This is a genomic window from Luteibacter sahnii, from assembly GCF_034063545.1.
Lineage (GTDB): Bacteria > Pseudomonadota > Gammaproteobacteria > Xanthomonadales > Rhodanobacteraceae > Luteibacter > Luteibacter sahnii.
Genome location: NZ_JAQLOK010000003.1, coordinates 519,899 through 545,632, shown reverse-complemented (window position 1 = coordinate 545,632; position 25,734 = coordinate 519,899). Strand labels below are relative to the sequence as shown.

26 protein-coding genes and 1 riboswitch are annotated in these 25,734 nt (G+C 68.0%); of the genes, 6 read left to right on the top strand and 20 right to left on the bottom strand.

Features of this window, described 5'->3' with window-relative positions:
• Positions 1-15 precede the first annotated feature (15 nt).
• Positions 16-113: riboswitch (TPP riboswitch) on the bottom strand.
• A 34-nt stretch (positions 114-147) separates the two neighbouring features.
• A complete protein-coding gene (locus PI246_RS12800; protein ID WP_320551679.1) occupies positions 148-813 on the bottom strand; it encodes a TetR/AcrR family transcriptional regulator in 666 nt (221 codons plus the stop codon).
• A 354-nt stretch (positions 814-1,167) separates the two neighbouring features.
• Between PI246_RS12800 and PI246_RS12795 the strand changes: the two genes are divergently transcribed.
• The gene (locus tag PI246_RS12795) at positions 1,168-1,827 is read left to right on the top strand and encodes a protein-L-isoaspartate O-methyltransferase family protein (protein WP_320551678.1); all 660 of its coding nucleotides are present in this window, start codon (positions 1,168-1,170) and stop codon (positions 1,825-1,827) included.
• 38 nt (positions 1,828-1,865) lie between these two features.
• Positions 1,866-3,260: a TolC family outer membrane protein gene (locus PI246_RS12790; protein WP_320551677.1), complete on the top strand. Its 1,395-nt coding sequence runs from the start codon at positions 1,866-1,868 to the stop codon at positions 3,258-3,260.
• A 76-nt stretch (positions 3,261-3,336) separates the two neighbouring features.
• On the opposite strand, the gene waaA is transcribed toward PI246_RS12790, so the two are convergent.
• The gene (gene waaA, locus PI246_RS12785) at positions 3,337-4,602 is read right to left on the bottom strand and encodes a lipid IV(A) 3-deoxy-D-manno-octulosonic acid transferase (protein WP_320551713.1); all 1,266 of its coding nucleotides are present in this window, start codon (positions 4,600-4,602) and stop codon (positions 3,337-3,339) included.
• 80 nt (positions 4,603-4,682) lie between these two features.
• On the opposite strand from waaA, the gene lpxL reads away from it, so the two are divergent.
• Together lpxL and PI246_RS12775 are read left to right on the top strand one after the other, a co-directional pair.
• Positions 4,683-5,600: an LpxL/LpxP family Kdo(2)-lipid IV(A) lauroyl/palmitoleoyl acyltransferase gene (lpxL, locus tag PI246_RS12780; RefSeq protein ID WP_320551676.1), complete on the top strand. Its 918-nt coding sequence runs from the start codon at positions 4,683-4,685 to the stop codon at positions 5,598-5,600.
• Positions 5,601-5,698: 98 nt separating this feature from the next.
• Entirely contained in the window at positions 5,699-6,601 is a 903-nt protein-coding gene (locus tag PI246_RS12775; RefSeq protein WP_320551675.1) for a DUF535 family protein, read from the top strand.
• On the opposite strand, the gene PI246_RS12770 is transcribed toward PI246_RS12775, so the two are convergent.
• From PI246_RS12770 to PI246_RS12745, 6 genes are all read right to left on the bottom strand, one after another.
• On the bottom strand, positions 6,551-7,342 hold the full coding sequence (locus PI246_RS12770) for a glycosyltransferase family 2 protein (RefSeq protein ID WP_320551674.1): 792 nt from the start codon (positions 7,340-7,342) through the stop codon (positions 6,551-6,553). The genes PI246_RS12775 and PI246_RS12770 overlap by 51 nt on opposite strands.
• Positions 7,332-8,609 carry an O-antigen ligase family protein gene (locus PI246_RS12765; RefSeq protein WP_320551673.1) on the bottom strand — a complete coding sequence of 426 codons (1,278 nt, stop codon included), beginning with the start codon at positions 8,607-8,609 and terminating at the stop codon, positions 7,332-7,334. Before PI246_RS12765 ends, PI246_RS12770 begins: the two co-directional genes overlap by 11 nt.
• A complete protein-coding gene (locus PI246_RS12760) occupies positions 8,606-9,745 on the bottom strand; it encodes a glycosyltransferase (protein WP_320551672.1) in 1,140 nt (379 codons plus the stop codon). The genes PI246_RS12765 and PI246_RS12760 overlap by 4 nt, the downstream gene beginning before the upstream one ends.
• 63 nt (positions 9,746-9,808) lie before the next feature.
• Positions 9,809-10,015: a zinc-finger domain-containing protein gene (locus tag PI246_RS12755; RefSeq protein WP_320551671.1), complete on the bottom strand. Its 207-nt coding sequence runs from the start codon at positions 10,013-10,015 to the stop codon at positions 9,809-9,811.
• A gap of 194 nt (positions 10,016-10,209) precedes the next feature.
• Positions 10,210-10,791, bottom strand: coding sequence for a YceI family protein (locus PI246_RS12750; protein ID WP_320551670.1), 582 nt, complete (start codon positions 10,789-10,791; stop codon positions 10,210-10,212).
• A 66-nt stretch (positions 10,792-10,857) separates the two neighbouring features.
• Positions 10,858-11,451 carry a malonic semialdehyde reductase gene (locus PI246_RS12745; protein WP_320551669.1) on the bottom strand — a complete coding sequence of 198 codons (594 nt, stop codon included), beginning with the start codon at positions 11,449-11,451 and terminating at the stop codon, positions 10,858-10,860.
• A gap of 134 nt (positions 11,452-11,585) precedes the next feature.
• On the opposite strand from PI246_RS12745, the gene PI246_RS12740 reads away from it, so the two are divergent.
• Positions 11,586-12,554 carry a mitochondrial fission ELM1 family protein gene (locus PI246_RS12740; RefSeq protein ID WP_320551668.1) on the top strand — a complete coding sequence of 323 codons (969 nt, stop codon included), beginning with the start codon at positions 11,586-11,588 and terminating at the stop codon, positions 12,552-12,554.
• 101 nt (positions 12,555-12,655) lie between these two features.
• Here PI246_RS12740 and recG read toward each other — a convergent pair whose 3' ends face one another.
• From recG to rpoZ, 4 genes are all read right to left on the bottom strand, one after another.
• A complete protein-coding gene (recG, locus tag PI246_RS12735; RefSeq protein ID WP_320551667.1) occupies positions 12,656-14,770 on the bottom strand; it encodes an ATP-dependent DNA helicase RecG in 2,115 nt (704 codons plus the stop codon).
• Between the two features lie 16 nt (positions 14,771-14,786).
• The gene (locus tag PI246_RS12730) at positions 14,787-15,170 is read right to left on the bottom strand and encodes a RidA family protein (protein WP_320551666.1); all 384 of its coding nucleotides are present in this window, start codon (positions 15,168-15,170) and stop codon (positions 14,787-14,789) included.
• 100 nt (positions 15,171-15,270) lie between these two features.
• A complete protein-coding gene (locus PI246_RS12725) occupies positions 15,271-17,454 on the bottom strand; it encodes a RelA/SpoT family protein (protein ID WP_320551665.1) in 2,184 nt (727 codons plus the stop codon).
• 113 nt (positions 17,455-17,567) lie between these two features.
• Positions 17,568-17,858 (bottom strand): DNA-directed RNA polymerase subunit omega, encoded by a 291-nt coding sequence (gene rpoZ / locus PI246_RS12720; protein ID WP_320551664.1) that lies wholly within the window; start codon positions 17,856-17,858, stop codon positions 17,568-17,570.
• 173 nt (positions 17,859-18,031) lie between these two features.
• Here rpoZ and PI246_RS12715 point away from each other — a divergent pair, with 173 nt between their 5' ends.
• Positions 18,032-18,865, top strand: a complete 834-nt coding sequence (locus tag PI246_RS12715) for an MlaA family lipoprotein (protein ID WP_320551663.1) — start codon at positions 18,032-18,034, stop codon at positions 18,863-18,865.
• 396 nt (positions 18,866-19,261) lie between these two features.
• Here PI246_RS12715 and PI246_RS12710 read toward each other — a convergent pair whose 3' ends face one another.
• From PI246_RS12710 to PI246_RS12675, 8 genes are all read right to left on the bottom strand, one after another.
• Complete coding sequence (locus PI246_RS12710) at positions 19,262-19,558, bottom strand: STAS domain-containing protein (RefSeq protein ID WP_320551662.1); 297 nt, start codon at positions 19,556-19,558, stop codon at positions 19,262-19,264.
• Positions 19,555-20,229, bottom strand: a complete 675-nt coding sequence (locus tag PI246_RS12705; RefSeq protein WP_320551661.1) for an MlaC/ttg2D family ABC transporter substrate-binding protein — start codon at positions 20,227-20,229, stop codon at positions 19,555-19,557. The genes PI246_RS12710 and PI246_RS12705 overlap by 4 nt, the downstream gene beginning before the upstream one ends.
• 19 nt (positions 20,230-20,248) lie before the next feature.
• Positions 20,249-21,124, bottom strand: coding sequence for an outer membrane lipid asymmetry maintenance protein MlaD (gene mlaD / locus PI246_RS12700; RefSeq protein ID WP_320551660.1), 876 nt, complete (start codon positions 21,122-21,124; stop codon positions 20,249-20,251).
• Between the two features lie 48 nt (positions 21,125-21,172).
• Entirely contained in the window at positions 21,173-21,940 is a 768-nt protein-coding gene (gene mlaE / locus PI246_RS12695) for a lipid asymmetry maintenance ABC transporter permease subunit MlaE (RefSeq protein ID WP_320551659.1), read from the bottom strand.
• Entirely contained in the window at positions 21,937-22,749 is an 813-nt protein-coding gene (locus tag PI246_RS12690) for an ABC transporter ATP-binding protein (protein ID WP_320551658.1), read from the bottom strand. Before PI246_RS12690 ends, mlaE begins: the two co-directional genes overlap by 4 nt.
• The gene (gene gmk / locus PI246_RS12685; protein WP_320551657.1) at positions 22,746-23,363 is read right to left on the bottom strand and encodes a guanylate kinase; all 618 of its coding nucleotides are present in this window, start codon (positions 23,361-23,363) and stop codon (positions 22,746-22,748) included. The genes PI246_RS12690 and gmk overlap by 4 nt, the downstream gene beginning before the upstream one ends.
• Positions 23,364-23,432: 69 nt before the next feature.
• On the bottom strand, positions 23,433-24,254 hold the full coding sequence (locus tag PI246_RS12680) for a DUF4339 domain-containing protein (RefSeq protein ID WP_320551656.1): 822 nt from the start codon (positions 24,252-24,254) through the stop codon (positions 23,433-23,435).
• A 260-nt stretch (positions 24,255-24,514) separates the two neighbouring features.
• On the bottom strand, positions 24,515-25,726 hold the full coding sequence (locus PI246_RS12675) for an FtsX-like permease family protein (protein ID WP_320551655.1): 1,212 nt from the start codon (positions 25,724-25,726) through the stop codon (positions 24,515-24,517).
• Positions 25,727-25,734 lie beyond the last annotated feature (8 nt).

The following is a 25,734-nucleotide window of genomic DNA, read 5'->3' as shown; positions in this document are numbered from 1 at the left end:
GCACCAGGGGCACCACGGCTCACGATCGAAGCTTCCTACGCCGGTATGATCCGGATCAGGTTCTAAGGGACTCTCTCAGCCCGTGCATCGCATGGGCACCCCCGCTTCGCCGACCATTCAAGCAGAAGCGGGACGAGGATGCGAGCGTCAGGCGCCCGCGCTGCGCGGCGCATAGGCGCGCATGAACACGTCGACCGCGGCCTGGGCGTTGGCGCGCACTTCTTCGGCGAACTGCACGGCGCAGTCTTCGCAGCCGAAGAGACGGCGCAGCAGGAGGTCGCCCTTGAGCAAGGCCAGGAACTGGGTGGTCGCCCGGGAGACGTCGTCGATCTCGAGTTGGCCGCGATCCACGGCGTCTTCGAGCAGGCGCTGCATGAGTTTATGCATGCGCATGGGGCCTTCTTCCCACACCAGCCGGCCGAAACGGGGGTTACCCGTGGCCTGGCAGTCGGAAAGGATGGCGCGGAAGGCGCCGACCGATTCGCTGTTGGTTTCCATCGCGGCGTGGCGACTGGCGATGTTGCTGAGGGTCACCCGGATGTCCGCGCCCGGGGGCACCTCGAACAGGTCGTCGGGCAGGCGCTCCTGCACGTGGGCGCGGATCACCTCACGGAAGAGGTTGTCCTTGTCGCCGAAATGGCTGTAGACGGTGAGCTTGGAGACCCCGGCGGACGCGGCGACCGCGTCCATGCTGGTACCGGCGAAGCCGCCCTGGGCAAACAGGGCCCTCGCCGAGTCGAGGATGGCCGCACGCTTCTCCATGTCCTTCGGACGCCCGGGACCCTGGGTTTTGAGTTTCGGGCTGGCGTTCATGGCTGCACCTTCACAAACAATGGCTATGACTTTATTATACGCGGCGGTTCAGTTATTTCCAGCGCGTGTTCACGTCGTTCACGACGCCGGAAAAACCGAGCATCGTCGTTCGTCTACCTTAGAATGAGGTGGGGCCGCCCCAGGGCGGTTCCCAAGGCTCCGCAAGCGTCGCCGAACCGGCCGTTCAGGCGCGGGCCGGTGCCGCAGGGGACATGACTTCCGTCAGTCCCGTCCGGTGACTTCCGGCACTTCGTCGGGCGGCACCGGCACCGCAGCCTTGTCTCAATGGGAAAACGGGCGTCCAGCGCTTATCCTTCCGAACCTTTTGCAGCTTTTCGTACGGGAAAGAACACCATGGCGATGAATTTCGAGCAGGCCCGGCAGAACATGGTCGAGAACCAGGTTCGCCCCTGGGAAGTCCTCGACTTCGACGTCCTCGATACCCTCAAGGCCGTGCGTCGCGAAGATTTCGTCGCACCCGCCCACCGCAACGTGGCCTTCGCCGACCTCAACCTGCCCCTGGGCCACGGCGAGGTCATGATGAAGCCGGTGATCGAGGGTCGCGTGCTCCAGGCGCTCGAACTGAAGAAGACCGACAAGGTGCTGGAGATCGGCACCGGTTCGGGCTACCTCACCGCCTGCCTCGCCCGTCTGGCCGGCACGGTCACCAGCATCGACATGCACGCCGACTTCGTCGAGGCCGCCCGCGAGCGCCTGGTGTCGGCGGGCGTCACCAACGCCACCCTGGCCACGGCCGAGGCGGTCAACGGTTATACCCCCGCGGGCGTTTTCGACGTCGTCGTGGTCACGGGTGCGGTGCATACGGTGCCGGCGACCTTCGTGCGCTGGCTGACGACGGGTGGCCGCATGTTCGTCATCCACGGCGACTCCCCCGCGCAGAAGGCGGTGCTCCTCACCCACGAGGGCGAGGGCCGTTATCGCGAGGAGGCACTCTTCGAAACGGACCTTCCCTACCTGGCGCATGCCGCGCCGGTGAAGCGCTTCGTACTCTGAACGATACCCCGCTTTTCCTTTATTCACGAGGCGAATCCATGCGCTTGAAGCTGCTCACCGTCGCATTCGCACTGGCCGCGATGCCCTTCGCGAGCCACGCGGAAGACCTGATGGAGGCCTACCGTCTGGCCCGGGCCAACGACCCGACCCTGTCGCAGGCCGATTCCACCCGCCTGGCCACCGGCGAAGGCGTGGCGCAGGCGCGGTCGGCCCTGCTCCCACAGGTCAACGGCTCGCTCAGCCTCAATCAGTCGAACCCGTCCGGGGCCTCGCGTGACGTGCTCACCGACGCCACCGGTACGCCGCTGCGCGATGCCAACGGCAACGTGCTGCTCACCAACGACGTCGGCCACACCCGAACCCGCACGCTCGGCGCCCAGGTCAGCCAGTCGGTGGTCGATCTCAGCAAGTGGGCTGACCTCAAGGCGGCGCGCTCGTCGGCCGAAGCGCAGAACGCCACCTACGACGCCGCCGCCCAGCAGTTGTTCACCCGCGTGGCCACCGCCTATTTCCAGGTGCTGACCAACGACGACGCGCTCACCTTCGCCAAGGCGAACGAACAGGCCCTCGCCCGCCAGCTTGAACAGGCCCAGCAGCGCTTCGACGTCGGCCTGGCCGCCATCACCGACGTGCAGGACGCCAAAGCCCAGCACGACTCAGCCGTGGCCCAGGTGATCACCGCCGAGAACACGCTGGCCGATTCGCGCGAAGCGCTCACCCAGATCACCGGCAAACCGTCGACCAACCTGAAGAAGCTGCGTGAGCAGTTGCCGATGGATCCGCCCTCGCCGAACGACCCGAACGCGTGGGTCGCCCAGGCGGTGAAGAACAACCCGACGGTGCTTGCCTCGCAGTACAACGTCGAATCGGCCGAGGACAGTATCTCGGCGGCGCGCGCCGGTCACCTGCCGACCATCAGCGCCACCGCGAGCTACAACAAGTCGAACACCTGGACGCAGAACGACGCCGGCGTGGGCGGATCGAGCAACGTCGGCACCAACGGCCGCGGCACCACCACGGTGGGCCTGACCCTGAACGTGCCGATCTTCTCCGGCGGCTACACCCAGTCGCGCGTGCGCCAGTCGATCTACCAGCGCGACGCCGCGCAGGATTCGCTCGAAGTTACCCGTCGCCAGGTCGTGCGCGACACGCTCAACTACTACCGCTCGGTGGTCGCCGGCATCAGCGAGGTCGAAGCGACCAAGGCAGCCGTGGAGTCGGCGCAAAGCGCCCGCGACGCGACGCAGGCCGGTTTCGAGGTGGGCACGCGCACCATCGTCGACGTGCTCCTGTCGCAGCAGAACCTCACCCAGGCCCTGAGCAACTACTCGCAGTCGCGCCACCAGTTCATCCTCAACAAGCTGTTGCTCAAGCAGAGCGCCGGCACGGTGGACATCAAGGACATGGAAGCGATCAACGCGCTGCTGCAGTAACGGCGACGCATCGGCAAAACGAAACGAGGCGGGCCCAGGCCCGCCTCGTTTCGTTTTACAGGCGGCGAACGGGGCGTCACTCCTGCAGGAGATCGTCCACCAGCGTCATCACCTTGCCCACCGAGCCGCGCTCGCTTTCGAAGACCTGGCGCGCGGCCCGGCCCATGGCAAGACGGCGCGGCTCGTCGCGCAGGATCGACAGCACCGCCGTGCCGAGTCCGTCGCCGTCGGCCACGCGCTCGCCGCCCTCGGCGCCCAGGAGCGCCTCGGTGATCTCTTCGAAGTTGAAGGTATGCGGCCCGACCAGCACCGGCTTGTAAAGCGCGGCGGGCTCGAGCACGTTGTGGCCGCCGATGGGGATGAGGCTGCCCCCGACGAAGGCGACGTCGGCCGCGGCGTAGAAGCGCAACAACTCGCCCATCGAATCGATGACGAAGCATTGCGTGGTGTGCCCGGGTGCGCCGTGGGCGCTGCGCGTGGCCACGGTGAAGCCCAGGCTACGCACCGAGGTTTCCACGGCACGGAAGCGCTCCGGATGGCGGGGAGCGATCAGCAGCAGGGCGTCGGGCAGGCGCCGCATCACGTCGAGGTGCGCCTCGAGCACGCACATCTCTTCGCCCTCATGGGTGCTGGCGGCGATCCACACGGGACGCCCGTCGCCCCAGGCCTCGCGCATCGTGCGCCCGCCTTCGAGCGCCGCCTGCGGCACGGGCATGTCGAACTTGAGGTTGCCGCACACGGTGAGCTGGCTGGGCTCGGCACCGAGCAGGCGATAGCGCGCGGCGTCGGTGCGCGACTGCGCGGCGATGTGGCTCACGCAGCGCAGCGCGCGGCGCACGAGCGAACTCATCCGCGCATAGCCTCGCAGGGACCGCTCGGACAATCGCGCGTTGGCGATGAGCAAGGGAATGCCATGGCGACGGCAGGCGAAATAGAGGTTCGGCCAGATTTCGGTCTCGACGATCACCGCCAGCCGTGGCCGCGTGTTGCGCAGGAACCGACGCACGGCGAACGGCAGGTCGTAGGGGAGGTAGAGGTTGTGTACGCGATCGCCGAAAAGCTGGCGCACGCGCTCGGACCCCGTGGGCGTCACCGTGGTGACCAGCAGGGGGGCGTGCGGGTAAGCCTCCATCAAGGCCTTGACCAGGGGCTCCGCGGCGTTCACCTCGCCCACCGAGACGGCGTGCACCCAGAGGCACCCGCTCAGGCGCGGGGTCGGGAAGCTGCCGAAACGCTCGCGCCAGCGCACGTGGTAGTCGCCGTAGCGCATGCCCCGCGCCATCAGCCGCAACATCACCAGCGGCGTGAACAGGTACATGGCGAGGTTGTAGAGCAGGCGCAGCAGCACGGATACCCCGGCGGGTGAGGTGATCGGGGAGTATAGCCGCCCCCCAGCCGCTACAATGGGCGGACATGCCCGGAATGCCCCGTCCCACCCTGTCGCTTCGCCTGCTCGCCCCCCGCCACTGGCCGGCGTGGGTCGGCGTCGGCGTGATCTGGCTGATCGCCCGTCTGCCCTTCCGCTGGCTGATGCGCCTGGGCCGCCTGGCCGGGCGCCTTGCCCTGCACCTGAACCGGGAGCGGCGGCGCATCGCCGCCACCAACATCGCGCTTTGCTTTCCCGAACTCGACCCGGCCTCCCAGCAGGCCCTGGTACGGGCCAACCTCTGCGACGTGGGCATGATGCTGGTGGAGTTCGCCCTGGGCTGGATGGGCTCCCGACGCGCGATCGGTCGCGTACCGGTGACCGTCGAAGGCCTCGAACATCTCCAGGCCGCGCGGGACGCCGGGCGCGGCGTGCTGCTGGTCGGCGGTCATTTCTCGCACCTGGAACTGTGCGCGCGACTGGTCTCGCAGCGCATCCGCATCGCCGGCATGTATCGCCGGATGGATTCGGACGTCTTCGAATTCGCCGTGCTGCGTGCCCGCCTGGACTACGCCGACGCCATGTTCGACAAGGACGACATCCGGGGCACCGTCAAGTACATGAAAGCCGGCGGCACGGTCTGGTATGCACCCGATCAGGACATGCGCAGCAAGGACAACGTGTTCGTGCCCTTTTTCGGCGTGCCCGCCGCGACCATCACGGCCACGCACCACCTCGCCCGATTGTCCAACGCGGTGGTGATCCCCTTCTTCCATCGCCGCCTGCCGGGCGATACCGGCTACGCGTTGCGACTGGGCGCGCCGCTGGAGGGCATCCCCTCGAAGGACGCCGCGGCCGACACCGCCCGCGTCAACGCCCAGATCGAGCAGATGGTGCGCGAAGCGCCCGAGCAATACCTGTGGGTGCACAAGCGGTTCAAGACGCGTCCGCCGGGCGAACCGAAACTCTACTGACACGACAGCTTCTTTTTCGTCGGCGATGACGAAAGCTTCGTGAAATTCTACGAGCGTAGAACGACGACCACCCCCGACACCATGGATGTTCGTCCCCCATGCAATCGTTCCTCCGATTCGCACGTTCGCTGCGCGGCCGCGCCGGCTGGCATAGCAAACGCACGCGCGCGATCGGTGCGGTGGCCAACTACATCGGCCGCTCGCTCGTGCGTTTCCGTGCCCACGACGCATGGCTGACGCAACTGGAAACGCCGGGCATGCAGGGAATCGCGCAGATCGACGCCACGCTGATCGAGCGCTACCAGCACCGCTACCTGTGTAGCCGCTGGCCGCTCGACCGCCGGCTCGAGGCGTTGCGCTCGCATTATGCCTTCGCCCTGGAACGCTTCCCCCGCCCCCTGTTCGACCAGCTCTACCGCGCGCGCCGGGTGGATCTGGGCCGGGTAGCGTTGCGCGACGGCAAGGGGCTTCATGTGATCCTCAAGGCACCGCGCCTGCGCGATCGCGAGGGCGAGTTGAGCCTGTCGATCACCGACGACGACGGCCTGCAGATTTCCTATGCCGCGGTCAGCTTCATCGACGGCGGTCGTAGCCTCGTCATTGGCTGCCTCCAGGGCGCCGCGCACGAATCCGGCCGCGACGCCGTGCGCGAGTTCACCCGCCAGTGCCACGGCCTGCGGCCGAAGAACCTTCTGCTGTCGATGGTTCGCTCGCTCGCCGAGGCGATGGGTGCCGAGCGTGTGCTGGGCATCGGCAATGCCGCGCATCCGCGTCCGGACAAGATCAAGGCCGACTACGACACCTTCTGGCTCGAGGCCGGTGCAGTGCCCGCCGAGGACGGCTTCTTCGCCATGCCGCCGCACGAACCGGTGCGCGACGCGGCGGAGGTCGAAAGCAAGCGGCGGGCCGAGTTCCGCCGTCGCGAAGCGCTTCGTAGCGAGGTGTGCGGGTTACTCGTCGCCGCGTTCGGCGCCACCCACGATGTCGCGCTGGCCGCCTGACCGCTCGCGTTCGTAGAGCTTGGCGTATTTGAGAAACGCGTAGAACGCGTGCACGCGGGCAGCGACGAAGCCCGCCCAGCCGCCGCGCCAATGGCCACGCCACAGGTAATAACGCAGGAACGCGACGGTGGGATACACCACCATGCGCGCCTTCAGGAAGGACGGCCGCCGCGTGCGGCGGTCGCGTACCTGCAACGACGAATAGCGATTGGCCTTGTCGACCCGGCCGGCGATGTCGCGCTCGCCGTAGTGGTCGAGCACCGCGTCGAGCCGACGGACGGGGCCATCCACCACCACGCTCTCGTGCACCTCGTGGCCGCTCATGCGCGCACGCGAACGGTCGAACAGGCGCACGTAGTGGTTCAGGCGGGCGCGCCGGGGCTGCCAGCGCCAGAACACCCACTCGCGTCGCAACAGGACGAAGCCAGCCACGGCGGGCGTGTCCAGGGCGCGCGCCACCGCATCGGCGGCGGCGGCCGGCAGGGCCTCGTCCGAGTCCAGCAAGAGCACCCAACGGTGGGTCGCGAGGTCGATGGCCGCCTGTTTCTGCGCGCTGTAGCCGGCGAACGGCTGCTCATGCACACGCGCGCCCTTGGCCGACGCGAGCTCGCGCGTGCCATCGGTGGAACCCGAATCGAGCACCACGATCTCGTCGGCGAACCGCACCGAGTCGAGGCAGGCACCGAGGGTGTCCACGTTGTTGAAGGTGGTCACCACCACCGACAGGGGTTCACGCGCCACGCGGCGTCTCCGCGTCGGGAAGGTCGGCATAGAGCGCCGCGCACCAGACCGACAGCAGCCACGCCGCGAGCAGGCCCCACCATGCCGAATAGAACGCCATGTGCGTGTTCAACGGAAAGAGGATCGCGAACAACGCCACGCCCGGCGGAAACGCGCGAGCACGCGCCGCCGGACCGGCAACCCACCCCTGGCGGACGGCGAAGACGACGGCGGCCAGCCACGCCAGCAGGCCGATCGTGCCTGTTTCGGTCGCCACCTCCAGCAGCACCTGGTGCGCATGGCAGGCACCCTCGCCCTCCCCGCATTTCTCCATGGTGAGGAAGTGGTCGCCGGGTGGCGCCACCGAGGGATAGGCCACGCGGAAGCCACGCACGCCTACGCCGTTGACCGGATGGGCGGCATAAAGGCGCAGCGCGGTGGTCCAGATGTCGAGACGGCCGGTCAGCGCGCTGTCCAGGCCGGCGCTGGTGCCGCTCAGGGCGGGAAGGGTGTGCGCGACCCGGTCGCGGAAGCGCGGCGACACCTGCCAGGCAAGCGCACCGACCAGGGCCAGGATCACTCCCGTCCCCGCGCAGGCAGCCGCGAAACGACGAAACGAGCCGGCCTCACGCCACAGGAACGCCAAGGCCACCAGGCCGTAACAGAGCCACGACGCCCGCGATCCGGACAGCAACACCGGCCCGAGTGCCAGGAGAAAGGCGACACCGAGGCCACGCCGCCCCCATCGTTCCCGAGCGGCCCACAGCAGGAAGGGCGCACACGCCGACAAGGCCGGGCCGAGCTTGAGATTGGTGGCACCGAAGATGCCCGACAGCCGTTCGGCATTGGACACGCCCGCGAGGCCATATCCGGTGAGCGCCTGCACCCAGGCGTCGATCACCCAGATCGCCACGACCGCGGCGGTCGCCATGTACAGCGCCCGCACCTTGGCCGGGCGACGCATCGCGAAGCAGGTGTAGATCCCCAGCGGCAGGAAGCGGAGGAGGCCGGCGACGGTGCCCCAGGTCTTGCCGGGCGCGACCGCGTCGACGGCGGAGACCAGCGCCGCGCCCGCGTAGGCGGCAAACAGCCACAGGAAAAGCCTCGCGCCCGGATGATGCGCCAGCGAACGGGGCTCGCGCACGAGCAGCAGCACCGCGCCGACCAGACACAGGAACACGCCCAGTTCGGCGCTGCGGCCGAACGGCAGCAGCGCCGGCACGAGCCAGATGGGCAGCAGCGGCGAAGCCAGACCGGCGCGGAGCCGGGTCGACAGCGCGGTACTCACGCGACCGGCACGCCTTCCACCACGTCGCCGTAGAGGGACAGGGTGGCCGACTGCATGTCGACGAGGCGGTAACTGCGCGGCGGCGGGATGGGCGGCGCGAAGCGAAGCAGTTCGGCGGCCCGCTCGACCAGCTTCTCGCGATCGCCCGGCGGCACCCGGCCGGCGGGATAAAGCTCGGCCAGCAGTTCGCCGACGCCGCCATGGGCATAGCCAAGCACCGGACGGCACAGCGCCAGCGCCTCGACCACGGTGCGACCGAACGACTCGGGCCGGTTGGACAACTGCAGCACCAGGGCGGACAGGGCGTAGACATCGCGGACGTCCGCGCGCGCCGGCGAGATCACCACTTTGTCCTCGAGACCGCGCGCCCGGACGAGCTGGCGCAGCTCCTCGACGTAGGCCTCGCGCCCCGGTTCGTCGGCACCGAGCAGGATCAGGCGGGCGTCGATGGCGCGCTGGGCGAGGTCACCGATCAGTTCGATGGCGTCGGCATGGCCTTTCAGGCGGGTGCCGCGCCCGGGCAGAGTCAGCAGCGGCGCGCCGGCCAGCTGCGGATATTGCTCAAAGAAGGCGCGCGTCCACGCGTCGTCGGGGCGGTAACCGTAGGGAAACGCCTCGGTATCGATCCCCCGGGGGATCACCGAGATGCGCGCGGCTTCGATGTCGTCCGGGTAGTGGCGCAGCACGTAGTCGCGCAGCGTCTGGGAGACCACGATGACGCGCTCGCCACGCAGCAGGATGGCGCTGTAGCGCCCCGGGGTGTTGAGGCCATGCACGGTGGTGACGAAGTGCGGGCGGGGTTTCAGGCCCCGCAGCGCCCACCAGCCGATCCAGCCCGGCAGGCGCGAACGCGCGTGGACGATGTCGGGCCGGAGGTCGCGCAACACGCGACGCAGCTTGCCCACCGTGAACAGCGTCGACAGCGCCTTGCGACCGATCGGCAGGGTCACGTGCCGACTGCCTTCGGCCTCCAGCTGCGCCACGAGACGTCCGCCTGCCGAGACCACGACCGAACGGTGCCCCGCCTGGACCAGGGCCCGGGCGATCTCGAGCGTCGAGCGCTCGGCGCCGCCCGAGTGAAGGGCTGGCACCAGTTGCACGACGGTCATCGTCCGGTTCGCAAAGACGGTGGCCATGGGTGATCCGAGGAGGGGTTGAGCAGAAAGGCAAGCAGGAAACGTGCCTGCCCGGGGGCGCCGTCAGTCTTTCAGGACGTAGGTGGCCCCGCAGTACGAGCATTTCGAGGTGCCGCCGTCGTCTTCGATCGGCAGGTAGACCTTCGGATGCGAGTTCCAGAGGTACATGCCGGGCATCGGGCAGGACAGCGGCAGGTCGGCGCGCGTCACATCGTAACGATTTTCGGCATTCGCCGGGATCAGCGGCGCGGCAGCGGGGTTGGGGCGCATGGGGAAACTCCGGCGATGCGATGGATCAGAAAAGGCGATGGTAACAAGAAGCGCCCCCGGACATCGCCCTGTCTACGCGCCGCCCGAGGCACCGCATGCCCCGCCCATGCACCCTCGTTCCCCCTGCCCTTTTTCAAAGGAAAGGCCCGCGCCGTCGCCGGCGCGGGCCCACCCAAGCCGCCCAGGCGCGCGACTTACTTCTTCTCGGCGTGACCTTCGGTGGTGATGCGCACCTTGATCTCGTCGGAGACGTTCGGCACGTAGGCACCGACGCCGAAGTCCGAGCGCTTGAGGGTGGCCGTGGCGTCGAAGCCGACCGCCGGCACCTTCAGCATCGGGTGGTCGCCGACCTTGTTGACGGTGACGTCGAGGGTGACCGGCTTGGTGACGCCGTGGACGGTGAGGTCACCGGTGACCTTGAGCTTGCCCTTGCCCGCGGCGGACACCTTGGTGCTCTTGAAGGTGATGTTCGGGTACTTGGTGGCATCGAGGAAATCGGCCGACTTCAGGTGCTCGTCGAGCTTGGGCACGAAGGTGTCCAGGCCGGACAGCGGCAGCGTGACGTCGACGCTCGACTTGCTTGGATCTTTCTCGTCGTAGACCAGCGTGCCCTGCACGTTGTTGAGGTCGGCCGACGGGTTGGAGAAGCCGAAGTGGTTCCAGCTGAACAGCACCATCGTGTGGGTCGGGTCGAGCTGATAGGTGGCCGGGGCGGCGACGGCGGTGCCGGCGGTGGCGAGCAGGCCCGCGAGGGCGAGGTAACGGAGGGCGCGCATGGTGTGTCTCCAGCGGTGAGGGTGGGTACTGCGTTGGCAGCGGGACCGGACGGTCGCCGCGGGAAATCAGAGGATGGCGGCCGCCTCGTCGAAATCCAGGCGAGGGTTGCGGGGATGCAGGCCGCGCTCGGCATCGCCGTAGCCGAGGTTGATCAGGAAGTTCGAGCGGATCTGCGTGCCGGCGAAGAACTCCGCATCCAGGCCCGCCTGGTCATAGCCGGACATCGGGCCGCAGTCGAGGCCGAGCGCGCGGGCCGCGAGCATCAGGTAGGCGCCCTGGAGCGAGCTGTTGCGAAAGCCGGTCGCCTGCACCAGCGGGTCGTTGCCGACGAACCAGCTGCGCGCGTCGGCATGCGGGAACAGCTTGGGCAGCTTCTCGTAGAAAGCGAAGTCCGTCGCGACGATGGCGGTGACCGGGGCGGCCATGGTCTTCTCCAGGTTGCCTTCGGACAGGAACGGCTTGAGGCGCTCCTTGGCATCCTTCGACTTGATGAAACGCACTCGCATGGGCGAAGCGTTGGCCGAGGTGGGGGCCATCTTCGCTAGGTCGTAGATCCGCCGCAGCTGCTCGTCGGTCACTTCTTTGTCCTGCCACGCGTTGAACGTGCGGGCGGTGAGGAAGATCTGATCAAGCGAAGCATCGGGCAGCGGAGCGCTCATGGGAATCCTTGTACGGTGGACGTGGCCGGGTGTGACCGGATTGTAGAATCTACCCGTAGCCGGTGGATCGGCCAATCGACGAACGAGGAACGAACTGTGCCGAATTCGACAACAATCGCTTCCCGCGGACGCCCGTGAGCGGCCGTGCCACGCCCTCGTGCTGGGTGCTGACCGATGGCGCGGCCGGCAATCGCCGCCAGGCGCTCGCCCTGGCCGAGGCCCTGACACCGTCGATCCGAGAGGTCGTGGTCGAACTGCGTCCGCCGTGGTCATGGGTCGCGCCGCGCCTGCTGGCGGGGGGCCAACGGGCGCTCGGCGGCCGTGACGACAGCCTGCTGCCCCCCTGGCCCACGCTGGCGATCGGTTGTGGGCGCGCGGCCGCCTGGGCCACGCGCCAGCTTCGCCGCTGGTCCGGCGGGCGGACGCTCGCCGTGCAGATCCTGGACCCGCGCATCGACACCCGCCACTGGGATCTCGTGATCGCGCCCCGGCACGACGGACTCGTCGGCCCCAACGTGCTCACGCCGTTGGGCTCGCTCCATCCGATCGACGGCGCCTGGCTTGCCGACGCACGTGCCGGTTTTGCGGGTTTCGCCGAACTGCCCTCGCCCCGGCTGGGTGTGTTGATCGGCGGCGACATGCACGGGCGACCGGTAGACGCCGCCGCCACCGCCGGCTTCCTCGAGGCGGTCAAAGCACGCCACGCGCACGACGGCGGGTCGGTGCTGGCGGTGACCTCACGGCGCACCCCGGCCGATCATTGGCCGATGATTCGCGCGGCGTTCGCCGGCGTGCCGGGCTTCGTGTGGACGTCGTCCGCCGACGGGGCCAACCCCTACCCGGGCATACTCGGCTGGGCCGATCGGCTCGCGGTGACACCCGACTCGGTCAATATGCTGTCCGAGGCGTGCGCCACGGGGCGCCCGGTGCATACGCATCTGGACCACGCCCTGCCGGCGAAGCTGGCGCGCTTCCACGCCGAACTACGTGCGACACGACGGCTGCACGACATGGACGCGATCACGCCGGAGCAGCAGGAGCCGCTGCGCGAGGCGGTGGCCATCGCGGAAAAGGTGCGGATGCACCTGGGACTGGGCAGTTAAGCGCGCTGGGTCTGCGCACCGTGGCGGCAACGGTCTCCCTCGCTCCCTCCAGGCCTGAGGGTTCGCGCGCAGGGCGCGCTCCTGCACCCGGGTCGTGGGGCTCACGCGTCGACGTAGCGTGCGGCGTCGCCGACCCATCGCGCGATCAGTCGCTCGCAACGCGCGGGGTGGTCGCGCATCATCGCCTCGGCGACGCGCTGCACTTCAGGCATCAGGTGGCCATCGCGCGCAAGGTCGGCGATGCGGAACTGCAGCTGCCCCGTCTGCCGCGTGCCCAGTACTTCGCCCGGCCCCCGTAGTTCGAGGTCTTTCTCCGCGATGCGAAACCCGTCGTTGGTCTGGCGCATCACCTGGAGGCGCTCTTTGGCCAATCGCGACAGCGGCGTCTGGTAAAGCAGCACGCACGTGGACGCGATCGAACCGCGACCCACGCGGCCGCGCAACTGATGCAACTGGGCCAGACCCAGGCGCTCGCTGTTCTCGATGACCATCAGGCTGGCGTTGGGCACGTCGACCCCCACCTCGATGACGGTCGTGGCGACCAGCACGGCCAGCTCACCCTGCTTGAACGCGTCCATCACCGACTGCTTTTCCTTCGGTTTCATCCGCCCGTGGATGAGCCCGACGGCGAGATCGGGAAGGCCCGCAGTGAGTTCGGCATGCGCCACCTCGGCGGCCTGGGCATTGAGCTGCTCGGATTCCTCGATGAGGGTGCACACCCAGTAGACCTGTCGTCCTTCCATGCAGGCCGCATGGATGCGCTCCATGACGTCGTAGCGCCGCTCGCTGGAAATGGCCACGGTCTGCACCGGCGTGCGCCCCGGGGGCAGCTCGTCGATGGACGAGACGTCCAGGTCGGCGTAGGCGCTCATGGCGAGCGTGCGCGGGATCGGCGTGGCGGTGAGCACCAACTGGTGCGGAATGCTGTCGCCCTCCGCGCCCTTGTCGCGCAGCGCGAGCCGCTGATGCACGCCGAAGCGATGTTGCTCGTCGACGATGACGAGGCCGAGCCTCGCGAAGGCGACGCCCTCCTGCATGAGCGCGTGCGTGCCGACCACCACGTGCGCGGCACCGTCGGCCACGCGCGCCAGCGCACTCTTGCGCGCCCTGCCCTGCACCTTGCCCGCCAGCCACTCCACGTCGAGACCGAGCGGTTCGAGCCATGCGCGGAAATTGCGCAGGTGCTGTTCCGCCAGCAGCTCCGTGGGCGCCATCAGGGCGACCTGGTAGCCACTTTCGACGGCGGCCACGGCCGCCAGCGCCGCGACCACGGTCTTGCCGCTACCGACGTCACCCTGCACGAGGCGCAACATGGGATGCGCTCGCGCGACGTCGCGCGCCACCTCCGCCGACACGCGCGCCTGCGCTTTGGTCAACGCGAAGGGCAGCGAGCCGAGCAATCGCTCACGCAGCGTGCCGGCGCTCTTCAGCACCGGCGCGCTGCGTTTCTTCACCGCCGCGCGCATGCGCCGCAGAGTGAGGTGCTGGGTGAGCAATTCTTCGAAAGCCAGCCGCTGCTGTGCCGGATGACGCCCTTGCTCAAGCTGGCGCAGGTCGACGTCCGGGGGCGGGCGATGCACGTAAAGCAAGGCGTCTCGCAACGACGCCAGCCCGAGCGGCCGCCCGACGTCGTCGGGAATGAGCTCCAGCCGGTCGTCGACGGGAAGATGGGCGAGCGCCCGGGCGATCACGGAAGCGAGCCGCCGGGGGCCCAGTCCTTCGGTGGTGGGATAGACCGGCGTGAGCCGCTCCTCGACCACCAGCGGCACGTCGCCCTCCACCCGCTGGTACTGCGGGTGGACCATCTCCAGGCCCTGCGGTCCCTGGCGCACCTCGCCGAAGCAGAGCAGGCGCGTGCCCTTCTGCAACTGGTCGACCTGCGCCTTGCGGAAATGAAAAAAGCGCAGCAACAGCGCGCGCCCGGCCTCGTCGCCGACGATGACCTTCAGCTGCGGTCGAAAGCGGAATCCGCGCTCGACGAACTCCACCACGCCTTCGACCTGGGCGCGATCGCCCGGACGCAGGTCGCCGATGGCGACGACGGTCGTACGATCCTCATAGCGCAGCGGAAGGTGGAACCAGAGATCCTGCACCTCGCGCAGCCCGAGTTTCGCCAACGTCTGGGCGAGCGCCGGCCCAACGCCGCCGAGCGTGGTCAGCGACGCGCGGCCCGGATCGACCGGGGCGACGGAGGAAACGCTCGCGCGCGATGCCACGGGCGAAACGGGCGCCTTACGGCAGCACGAGGATCGCGTCCACCTCGACCTGGGCACCCTTGGGCAGCGCCGAGACCTCGATGGTGGAGCGCGCCGGGTACGGTGGCTGGAAATACTCCGCCATCACCGCGTTGACGGCGGCGAAGTGGCCGAGGTCGGTGACGTAGATGCCGACGCGGACGATGTCCGCGAGCTTGCCGCCGGCGGCGTCGGCGACGGCCACGAGGTTGTCGAACACACGACGCGTCTGCGCGGTGATGTCACCGTCGACCAGGTCGCCCGTGGCAGGATCGAGCGGTATCTGCCCGGAGAAATACACGCTGTTGCCGGCGCGCACGGCCTGCGAATACGGTCCGATGGCCGACGGGGCCTTGTCGGTGGCGATGGTGCTGCGGGTCACGGGCGATTCCTCGCGAAAGGGGATCGGCAGAGTCTAGCCGGGACGCGCGCCCGGTTGTAGGAGCGCGCCCCGCACGCGACCGCACGGAGCGCGACAGCGGCTACAGCGGATGTCGGTAGACGCCGCTCACCACGCCCGTGCGACGCACGCGGCGCATCACGTCGGCCAGGTGCTTGCGCCCCTTCACTTCGATCGCGAAAAGCAACGTGGCCGCCGTACTGTCGCGTTCGATGTACTCGACGTTCTCGATGTTCGAGCCGGCATCGGCGATGGCGGCCGCCACCGTGGCGAGCACGCCCGGCCGATTGAGCACTTCGATGCGCAGTTCGGCGCGGTAGTCGCCGCTGACGTCGCGATCCCACTCGATGGCGACGATCCGCTCGGGCGTCTTGCGGAACTCGCCGACATTGGGGCATTCGACGCGATGGACGACAATGCCCTTGCCCGACGAGAGGAAACCGATGATCTCGTCGCCCGGCAACGGATGGCAGCAATTGCCGAAGCTCAGGACCCCGCGTTCGGCACCGCTGATGCGGATCTTCTCAACGATGTGTTCGTTCAGCGCCGCCGGCTGACGTTCGTCATCCGGCCCGAGCAGGGCCACGAGTTGACCCGCGACCTGGTCGGCGAAACGGTTGCCCAGCGCGATCTCGGCGAGCAGTTCTTCCAGGCGCTTGAGCTTGGCCTCGTCGAGGAAACGATCGAGGGTGGCCGCGGGCACCGCATCGAGGCTCAGGCCACGCGCGTCGAGGGCACGGTCGAGCATGCGGTGCCCGAAGTCGACGGCATCCTCGTGCTGGAGATGCTTGAGGTATTGCCGGATCGCCGTGCGCGCCTTGCCGGTCACCACCGCTTCGAGCCACGCCGGGTTGGGCACGGCCGACGGGGCGGTGATGACTTCCACCACCTGGCCCGAAACCAGGCGCGTGCGCAGGGGCACCAGCTTCTTGTCGACGCGGGCCGCTACGGCGTGGTCACCCACGTCGGTGTGCACCGCGTAGGCGAAATCGAGCGCGGTGGCGTTGCGGGGCAGCGAGAAGATGTCCCCGCGCGGCGTGAAGAGATAGACCTCGTCGGGAAAGAGGTCGATCTTCACGTTTTCGAGGAACTCCGACGCCGAGGGCGTGTGCGCCTGGCTGTCCGCCAGCGCCGACAACCACTCGCGCGCGCGCAGCTGCGCGCTGTTGGCCGGACCGGAGTCGGTCTTGTAGGCCCAGTGCGCGGCGACGCCGCGCTCGGCCACCGATTCCATTTCGGACGTGCGGATCTGGATCTCGATCGGCGCGCCGAAGGGGCCGAGCAGCACGGTGTGCAACGACTGGTAGCCGTTGCCCTTCGGGATCGCGATGAAATCCTTGAAGCGCCCGTCCACCGGCTTGTAGAGACCATGCACGGCGCCCAGCGCCTGGTAACAGTGCATCGCCGAGTCGGTGATCACGCGGAAACCGTACACATCCATCAGCTGCGCGAACGACTTGTGCTCGTTGCGCATCTTCGAATAGATGCTCCACGGTGACTTGATCCGGCTGACCGCCCGGCCGGGAATCTTCTCCGCGGCGAGACGGCCCTCGAGCGCCATCTCGATCTTGCCCATCGCCTCGCGGCGATTGCCCAGCGCGGCGCGGATACGCTCGGCGATGATGCGGTGGCGATCGGGATACAGGGCCCGGAAGCCGAGATCCTGCAGCTCGGCCTTAAACTTGTTCATGCCCAGCCGCTGCGCGATGGGCGCGTAGATCTCGAGCGTCTCGCGCGCGATGCGCCGACGGGACGCCGACTCCTTCGCGCCAAGCGTGCGCATGTTGTGCAGGCGGTCGGAGAGCTTGATGAGAATGACGCGCAGGTCGCGGGCCATCGCGAGGAGCATCTTGCGGAAGCTTTCCGCATCGGCCTCGGCGCGGCTGGAGAACCGCATCTTGTCGAGCTTGGTTACCCCGTCGACGAGTTCCGCCACCGTCTCGCCGAACTCCCCTGCCAGCTCGTCGCGACTGAGCCGGGTGTCTTCGAGGGTGTCGTGCAGGATCGCCGCGATGATGGTCTCGGCGTCGAGGCCGAGTTCGGCCAGCACCTGGGCCACCGCCACCGGATGGGTGATGTAGGGCTCGCCGGACTTGCGGGTCTGGCCTTCGTGCGCGGCGGCGCCGACGAGGAAGGCGCGCCGGATACGGCGGACCTGCTCCGGCGGCAGGTAGACGCCCACGCGATCTTCCAGCGCCTGCACATAGGGCGGCACGGGGGTGTCGTCGGCGACGTCGGTGAGTTTTTTTTCAGGAATGACGTTCATGGGAGAACCCTCGCGCCCTCAGGCGTCGAAGCCTCCCGCGCGCGGCGGGACCCGCCGCGCCTCAGCGTGCGCAGGATACGGATGACGGCAGGGTCGACAGCGACCCGGCGTCATCAGTCATCTCCGCCCTTCGAGAGGTCGTCGTCCACTTCGGTGGCGGCCCACTCGAGGGCTTCGCGCTCGGCGCGCTCGCGGGCGGCGCGGTCGATCTCGTCGATCATCTCGTCGTTGACGCGGCGATCGGCGATCTCGCGCAGGGCGAGCACGGTCGGCTTGTCGTTGTGCGGATCGAGCGTGGGCTCGGCACCCTTCGACAGCTGGCGGGCGCGCTTGGTCGCCATGAGCACGAGCTCAAAGCGATTGTCGACTACCTCGAGGCAGTCTTCGACGGTAATACGGGCCATTTCAAATCCTTGACGATAAAGATACTTCTGACCGTGCAGTTTACTGGCCTGCCCGGTTGGCTGGCAATCCGGGGTAGGGGTATCATGCCCGGTTCCGGCCAGACTGCGCCCTGCCGGGTGCAAATAATAAAACCAAACGGTACACTAAGTACTGCTCACCCGAAGCGACCCCCATGCCCCGCAGATTCCTCACCCGGTTCGTTCGCCCCGCGGTCGGCCTGATCGCCGTCGGCCTCCTGGCCGCGTGCCAGATCGCCCCGCCGCGCACCGACGACCCGAACGAGCACCTCAACCGCAAGGTCTACGCCTTCAACGACAAGCTCGACAAGGCGGCGATCCGCCCGGTCGCGGTGGCGTACCGAAAGGTGACCAGCCCGGGCGTGCGCACGGCGGTCAGCGACTTCTACACCAACATCCGCCTGCCGATCACGGTGGCGAACGACCTGCTCCAGGCGCGTCCGAAGGATGCCGTGGTCACCACCGGCCGATTCATCGTGAACCTCACGATCGGTTTCCTGGGCTTCAAGGACCCGGCCAGCCTGCTCGGCATGCCGATCCACGAGAACGACTTCGGCATCACCCTGGCCCGCTGGGGCGTGCCCGAAGGCGACTACCTCGTGCTGCCCTTCGTCGGACCGACCACCGTGCGCGACGTCTGGCGCCTGCCCGTCGACGGCTACTTTTTCGATCCGCTCAGCATCTATGCGCGCAACCACGACTTCAAGGACGGCCAGTACTACCTGCCGCAGGTGCTTTACCTCGTGACGCTGCGGGCCCGCGCCATCGACGCGGAGAGTTTCCTGGCGTCGGCGTACGACCCGTATGTCTTCATGCGTGACGCCTACCGCCAGCAGCGCCTCTACCAGATCTATGACGGCAACCCGCCGGCCGACGTGATCGAGCGCATGCAGGGTATCTCGGGCGGCAGTGGGGCGGACTTCAACCCCGAAGAACTGCTCGACGAACAGCACAAGTGGGAAAAGCAGAACGGCCAGAAGCCGCTGTGACAAAAAGGGCCCCGCGGGGCCCTTTTTCTTGGGGCGAACCCCACTTTCCTGATCCTGTCGGCGCCCCGGCGGCACGACATCGCTCATGGCTTCCCTTGCCTCGGGCAGCCTGAGGACTCGCGCGCAGGGCACGCTCCCTACCGGGAAAGCCGACGGTTCGGCATCGAAGGGGTGGGAGCCGACTGTGTCGGCGATCCGGCGGCAGCCGGCCCGGTGCGAGGGACGCGGGAGCATCGCACTGTCGAGTTAGCGGCCTCACTTGGCCGAGCCGCCTTGAGGGTTCGCGCATACGATCCGCTCCCACCGGGGCAGGGCTTCTTTCGTTTTAGCTATCCGAAGGATTCGCCCGCATAAAAAAGGGCCCGAGGGCCCTTTCGTTTCGGCAGCTCAGAACGCTCAGAGCAGACTATCGACGCCGGAGACGCGCGCCAGCGCCTGAAGACCGGCGGGGGCATGGGCCACGGTTACGTCGCGCCCTTTGGCACGACCGTGCGCCAGCAACGCCAGCACGGTGGCGAGCCCGGCGCTGTCGGCCTGGGTGACACCGGCCAGATCGAGTACGTGTTGCGCACCGCGATCCAGCTCGTTACGACCGGCATCCAACGCACGCGACGCCGTGTCGAAGGTGAGCGCACCGGATACCGCGAGGGTATCCGGTGCGGGAGTGCTCAGCTGGAAGGCCGGCTGGCTCACTTCTTGGCGCCCGTATCCTGCTTCATCTCGTCGATGGCGGCGGCGCCCTTCTGCTCGAGATCGGCGGTGAGCTTGTCGAGGCCCTCCTTCTTGATCTCGGCGTCGACCTGGTTACGGTAGTTGGTGATGTAGGAAATGCCTTCGATGATCACATCGTAGGCCTTCCAATCGCCGCTCTTGCTCTGGCGGAACGCGTAATCCACCGACACCGACTTGCCGTCGTCAAGCATGACCTGCGTACGCACCACGGTACGTGTCTTGTTGAGGTCGCCCGTGAACGGCATAACTTTCACGCGACCACGCGTGTAGTTGAGCAGACCTTCGGCGTAGCGATGCGTGATGGAGTTGTAGAACGCCTTCGCGAAGCGCTCGCGCTGCTGCGGCGACGCTTCGCGGGCGTGCTGGCCCAGCACCAGGATGGACGCGTAGTCGATGTCGAAGTGCGGCAGGAAGGTGTCGTCGATAACCGCGATCAGCTTCTCCTTGTCGTTTTTCAGCTCCTGCTGGTGTCCTTCGATCGCCTTGGCCAGGTCATCGGAGATGGTCTGCACGATCTGCTGGGGCGACTGGCCCTGGGTCGCCGCGGCGGGCGCGGCGTCCTGGGCGAAAACGGGAGCAGCGATCACCGCACCCAGGGAAAGCGCGATGGTGAAAGAAAGCTGGCGCAGCATGAGGTCTCCTGATCCGGGCTTATTTCTTGCCGGCGTTGTCGGGCTGGGTGCCGCCTTGGGCGCCACCGTTCTTGTTGTCGCTCGGCGAACCGTTCACCAGGAACTTACCGATCAGGTCTTCCAGCTGCAGCGCGGACTGCGTGAGTACGAACTGGTCGCCTTCGGACAGGTATTCCGGGGACCCGCCAGGCTGGATGGCAACATACTGGCTGCCGATCAAACCGCTAGTGAACACCGCGGCCGAGGAATCATTCGGGATCTGGGAGTAGCGCTTGTCGATGGCAAGGGTGACCGTGGCCTGTACCGCACCGGGCTTGACCACCACCGACTCGACGCTGCCGATCGGCACGCCGGCCATCTTCACCGCGGCGCCGGCCTGGAGGCCACCGATGTTGGTGAAATCACCGCTCACGTGATAGGTGCCGCCCAGGCGATCCGGGGCGCTGCCGCCGCCGAAGAACTTGCCGATCATCTCTTCGAGCTGCTGCGCCGGACGCGTCAGGCCGATCTCGCCGCCGGCCTTCACCGGCGTCTTCGACTGGCCGAACTGGATGCCGACGTATTGATCGCCGAGCAGGCCGCTCGTGTAGATCGTGGCCACGGAATCCTGCGGGATGTCCTTGTGGCTCTCGTCGATGGCGAGCGTGACCCTGGCTTCTTCCTTGCCCGGCACGAGGTCGATGGATTCGACCGAACCGACGCGCACGCCGGCGACCTTCACCGGGGCACGCACCTTGAGCTGGCCCACGTTGGCGAAGCGGGTGGTCACGTCATAGGTGTCGCCCCGCGTGGTGTTGGCCACCGAGGTGGTCTGGGTGGCCAGGTAAGCGAGGGCGGCGAAGCCCAGCACGATGAAAAGGCCGGTGCCGACGGCATAGGAACGTCTCTGGGTCACGGCACGATCCTCGTGTGGAATGCGGAAAGGGAAGAAGTCATGGCGTCCTCAGATCAGGAACGAGGTAAGGACAAAGTCGAGCGCCAGGATGGCGATGGAGGACGCCACCACCGTGCGCGTGGTCGCGTAGGCGACGCCTTCGCTGGTGGGGGGCGTGGTGTAGCCCTGGAACACGGCGATGAGCGACACAACGATGCCGAAGGCGATCGACTTCAGCAGCACGCCGTCGATGATGTCTTTGTGGACATCGACCGCGGCGGTCATGTTGGACCAGAACGTGCCGTTGTCGATGCCCAGCCAGGTCACGCCCACGAGGTGGCCGCCGAACACGCCCATCGCGCAGAACACGATCGCGAGCAGCGGCAAGGCGACGACACCCGCAAGAAAACGCGGCGCGGCCACGTAAGCGACCGGGTCGACGGCCATCATTTCCATGGCATCGAGCTGGTCGGTGGCGCGCATCAGGCCGATCTCGGCGGTAACCGAGGTGCCCGCACGGCCGGCGAACAGCAACGCGGTGACCACCGGGCCCAGTTCGCGGTAGATCGCGATGGCCACCACGGTGCCCGTGGCCGAGGTGCCGCCGAAGATCGACAGCACGTCGTAGAGCTGCAGGCCCAGCACCATGCCCACGAACAGGCCGCAGGTCATGACGATGGTCAGGCTCATCGCACCGACGAACCAGATCTGGCGGATCGTCTCGCGGCCGTGGCGCATGCTGCGCGGGATGGCACGCAGCAACGTGACGAGGAACAGGCCACAGGCGCCGATCTGCGCGAGGCTGCGGGTGACGACGTTGTCGTCCCGGGTGGTCATGCCTTGCCTCCGGGAAAGCCCAGCGCGGTGGCGTAGTCGCCCGCGGGGTATTGGAAGGGAACGGGGCCGTCGGCCTGGCCGCCGAAGAACTGCGCCGTCCACGGCGAGCCATCGGTGGCGAGGGTGTCGGGCGAGCCCTGGGCCACCACCTTGCCGTTGGCGATGAGGTAGACGTGGTCGGCCACTTTCTGCACCGCCGCCAGTTCATGGGCCACTAGCACGCTGGTGATGCCGAGCGTCTCGTTGAGCGTGCGGATGAGCAGCAGCACCTGATTGAGCGCGATCGGGTCGAGGCCGACGAAGGGCTCGTCATAGAGGATCAGCGCCGGGTCGAAGACGATCGCCCGTGCCAGCGCCACGCGCCGGGCCATGCCGCCGGAGAGTTCCGTCGGCATCAGCCGCGCCGCGCCGCGCAGGCCCACGGCCTGCAACTTGTTGAGCACGATGTTGCGGATGAGCTCCTCCGGCAACCGGGTGTGCTGGCGCAGGGGGAAGGCGACGTTCTCGAAGACGTCGAAATCAGTAAGCAACGCGGAGTTCTGGAACAGGTAGCCGATGCGCTCGCGCAGCGCGAACAGCCGCTCGCGCGACAGCGCCGGCACGTTTTCGCCGTCGACCTCCACGCTGCCCGCATCGCCGCGCATCTGCCCGGTGATGTGCTTGAGCAGGGTCGTCTTGCCCGTGCCGCTGGGGCCCATGATGGCCGTGACCTTGCCGCGCGGGATGTCGAGGTCGAGCGAGTCGAAGATGGTCTTGCCGTTGAGGACCGTGGTCAGTCCGCGCACGCGGACGATGGCGTCGTCGGTCATGGGGCGATCAGCTCCTGGATCAGCTCGTGGTGACGCAGGGCCTCGAGGGGCGCGCGCAGGCGCACGGCCCGGACGATCGCCTGGAGGTCGGCGAGGGCATCCTCGAAGCGGTCGTTGACGATGATGTAGTCGAATTCATGCGCATGGGCGATTTCCTCGCGCGAATTGAACAGGCGGCGTTCGATGACGTCGGGCGCATCGGAATTGCGACCGCGCAGGCGGCGTTCGAGTTCCGTGCGCGACGGCGGCAGGATGAATACGCTGACGCAGTCGGGCTTGCCCTGGCGCACCTGGCGCGCGCCCTGCCAGTCGATCTCCAGCAACACGTCGGCGCCCGCGACGAGTTTTTCCTCGACCACCGTGCGCGAGGTGCCGTAGAGGTTGCCGTGCACCTCGGCGTGCTCGAGGAAGATGCCCTCGGCGATTTCGTTCTCGAAGTCGGGCCGTTCCACGAAGAAGTAGTGCCGGCCGTATTGCTCGCCCGGCCGGGGCGGCCGTGTGGTGTGCGAGATGGACAGCGAGATCTGCGGCTCGCGCTCGAGCAGGGCGTTGACCAGCGTCGACTTACCCGCGCCCGACGGCGCGGCGACCACGAAAAGGGTGCCCGGCGTCATCCGCGGTGGTCTCGGTGGAGGGTCATGGCAGTTTCGCGCGCAAAACGGAATTGTAGCCGATTCGCCCGGCTAGAACTTTACGCCGCCCGACGAGTACAGCATGCCGAAGACCGTAAGGAGCATCAGCAGGCCCAGCACGAACGGAATGCAGCCGAGTATCCAGAACACTACCTTCGGTGCCGAAGGCTGGGTCTGGCCGGTCTGGCGCCACTGCGCGATCCAGGTGAGTTGGCCCTGGAAATAGAGCATGGTGAAGAAGAACAACGTAACGCCGCCGATCTGCGGCACGAGGCCGTAGCGGGGCAATTCGCGGCGCAGCGACCCGGCCATGCTGAAATACGCCAGCACCATGAAGGCGAACTGGAGCAGGCTGAGGGTGGTGCCCAGCGACATCATCGGGCCCCACATGACCGCATCCGTGTTGCCGGCGAACGCGCCGGCGATGCCCGACGCCAGGGCGACCGCCCAATACGCGAGGGTCGCCACCAGCGCCGCGACGAGCCAGGGGATCGCCTTGCTCCGCGGATCGACCCGCCGCACCCATGCCGCCTGGATGAAGGGCCAGACGATGCCGAACACGCCAAGAGTGAGAAAACACAGCACCAGCACCAGGAACCAGTGCATCGACGGCGGTTCGGGGAGGCTCGCGCGGGCCGGATCGATCGCCGGGCGCAGGTCGGGTGGGCCCGGCGGCAACGGCGGCCGGGCTGGCGTGGGCGCTTCGACGCCAAGCAGTTCGCCCAGCGGACGCCACGCCGGCATGCCTTCGCACCAGGCCAAGGTGGTGTAGGTCACCTGCCCCGCCGCGACCCATTGCCTCACGAGGGATTCCGCATAAGGCCCGAACTCCTGCCCTTCGCGTCCCAGCCAGATCTGCCGTTCCTCGGTCATCGCCTCGCCCTTCGCCTTTCGTGGTGGCCGAGTATGCCCAAGCCGACGGCTTCATGACACGGCCCATCGCCCCCGCTACCCGCGTGCGCGCAGCGAAGGCGCGTTCCGCAGCGAAGCCCGGCGCGGGGTGGCAACACCGCCAGCGGTACGCTGGCCGTGCACAGGCGCGGAACGGCGCGCGAGCGCCTTCAACGGCGTTTCGCCGATGCGCCGCCGAGCGGGCCGTCGCCCCCGTGCGACGTGCCCCTCGCCGACGCCGGTTACTGGCGGATCACCCACATGGGCGGTTGCGCAGCCGCGCGCCGCGCGGGTCCGAAGACGGCGACGAGGCCGATCGCCCAGAGCAACAGCGCGCCGATGCCGAGCCATGACAACGGCAACCGGGGCACCTCGTAGCGCTCGCCCAGCCAGTGGTTGAGCCACATCGCCACGCACGTACCGATCGCCAGGCCCAGGCCCACCACGAGCATGTTCTCCGCGAGGAAATACGTGAGGATGGAGCGCCGGGTCGCACCCAGCGCACGGCGGACGCCGATGTGGCGGCGCCGCTGGTGCACCCAGTAGCTCGACAGGCCCAGGATGCCCAGCGCGGTCACCAGCAGAAGGCTGCCCACGACCGTGACCAGCAACCAGACCATGGCCCGGTCGTCGTGGAAATAGCGGTGCACCGTATCGACGAACGCCTCGCGGTCGGTGACGATCCGGTCGGCATCCTGCGCGATGAGGGCGGCGGACAGCGTGCGCAGCACCTCGTCGCGGTGCGTGGGATCGACACGCAGGGCATAGGGCCCGGCCACCGTGCGGACAGGCAGGAACAGCACGTCGTGGTCGTTCGTGCCGCCGGAAATCGCCGAGCGCGCCACGTCGGCCACGACACCCACCACCAGCGCGCCCTGGGAGGATCCTGCGCCGATATAGACCCGCTGCCCCAAGGCCGGCTGGCCGGGCCACAGGTGGGCGGCGAGCTGCCGGGTGACGATCGCCGTGGGCGGGGCGGGCGTGTCGTCGAACGGGGAATAGTCGACATATTCGTCGGCGTGGAAATCGCGCCCTTCCACCAGGCGCACGCCGAGGGTGCCCAGGAACGACGGCGTGCCGAGAAAGAGCGCCGCGCCGTTCACCGCCGGCTGGGCGTCGCCGGCGGTCACGCCCAGGTCGGCCGACCAGTCGTTGCCCATCAGCGGCAGCGTGTTCACCTGGGCCACGGCGGTAACGCCGGGCAGATGGCGCAAGGCGTCCAGGTCCGCGCGTGCACGCGCGTCGGCGCCGTCGCCGCGGCGCAGGCCGCTGCTCCGCGCCCAGACCAGCGCGTCGTCCTCGATGCCGGAGGACACGTGCAGCCGCTGCGCGTGCGAGGCGATGAGGAAGATCGCGTTGCAGACGATCGCACAGGTCAGGGCGACCTGGAGGGCGATGAGCGTGACGGCCGCCTTGTGGTGCCTGAGCGCGGCGATCATGGGCGGAAGGTTCATCGGGTGCC

Coding starts and splice junctions, on each gene's coding strand:
- PI246_RS12800 (WP_320551679.1), bottom strand. CDS start 813: ATGAACGCCAGCCCGAAACTCAAAACCCAGGGTCCCGGGCGTCCGAAG.
- PI246_RS12795 (WP_320551678.1), top strand. CDS start 1,168: ATGGCGATGAATTTCGAGCAGGCCCGGCAGAACATGGTCGAGAACCAG.
- PI246_RS12790 (WP_320551677.1), top strand. CDS start 1,866: ATGCGCTTGAAGCTGCTCACCGTCGCATTCGCACTGGCCGCGATGCCC.
- lpxL (WP_320551676.1), top strand. CDS start 4,683: ATGCCCCGTCCCACCCTGTCGCTTCGCCTGCTCGCCCCCCGCCACTGG.
- PI246_RS12775 (WP_320551675.1), top strand. CDS start 5,699: ATGCAATCGTTCCTCCGATTCGCACGTTCGCTGCGCGGCCGCGCCGGC.
- PI246_RS12760 (WP_320551672.1), bottom strand. CDS start 9,745: ATGGCCACCGTCTTTGCGAACCGGACGATGACCGTCGTGCAACTGGTG.
- PI246_RS12755 (WP_320551671.1), bottom strand. CDS start 10,015: ATGCGCCCCAACCCCGCTGCCGCGCCGCTGATCCCGGCGAATGCCGAA.
- PI246_RS12750 (WP_320551670.1), bottom strand. CDS start 10,791: ATGCGCGCCCTCCGTTACCTCGCCCTCGCGGGCCTGCTCGCCACCGCC.
- PI246_RS12745 (WP_320551669.1), bottom strand. CDS start 11,451: ATGAGCGCTCCGCTGCCCGATGCTTCGCTTGATCAGATCTTCCTCACC.
- PI246_RS12725 (WP_320551665.1), bottom strand. CDS start 17,454: ATGAACGTCATTCCTGAAAAAAAACTCACCGACGTCGCCGACGACACC.
- rpoZ (WP_320551664.1), bottom strand. CDS start 17,858: ATGGCCCGTATTACCGTCGAAGACTGCCTCGAGGTAGTCGACAATCGC.
- PI246_RS12715 (WP_320551663.1), top strand. CDS start 18,032: ATGCCCCGCAGATTCCTCACCCGGTTCGTTCGCCCCGCGGTCGGCCTG.
- PI246_RS12705 (WP_320551661.1), bottom strand. CDS start 20,229: ATGCTGCGCCAGCTTTCTTTCACCATCGCGCTTTCCCTGGGTGCGGTG.
- mlaE (WP_320551659.1), bottom strand. CDS start 21,940: ATGACCACCCGGGACGACAACGTCGTCACCCGCAGCCTCGCGCAGATC.
- PI246_RS12690 (WP_320551658.1), bottom strand. CDS start 22,749: ATGACCGACGACGCCATCGTCCGCGTGCGCGGACTGACCACGGTCCTC.
- gmk (WP_320551657.1), bottom strand. CDS start 23,363: ATGACGCCGGGCACCCTTTTCGTGGTCGCCGCGCCGTCGGGCGCGGGT.
- PI246_RS12680 (WP_320551656.1), bottom strand. CDS start 24,254: ATGACCGAGGAACGGCAGATCTGGCTGGGACGCGAAGGGCAGGAGTTC.
- PI246_RS12675 (WP_320551655.1), bottom strand. CDS start 25,726: ATGAACCTTCCGCCCATGATCGCCGCGCTCAGGCACCACAAGGCGGCC.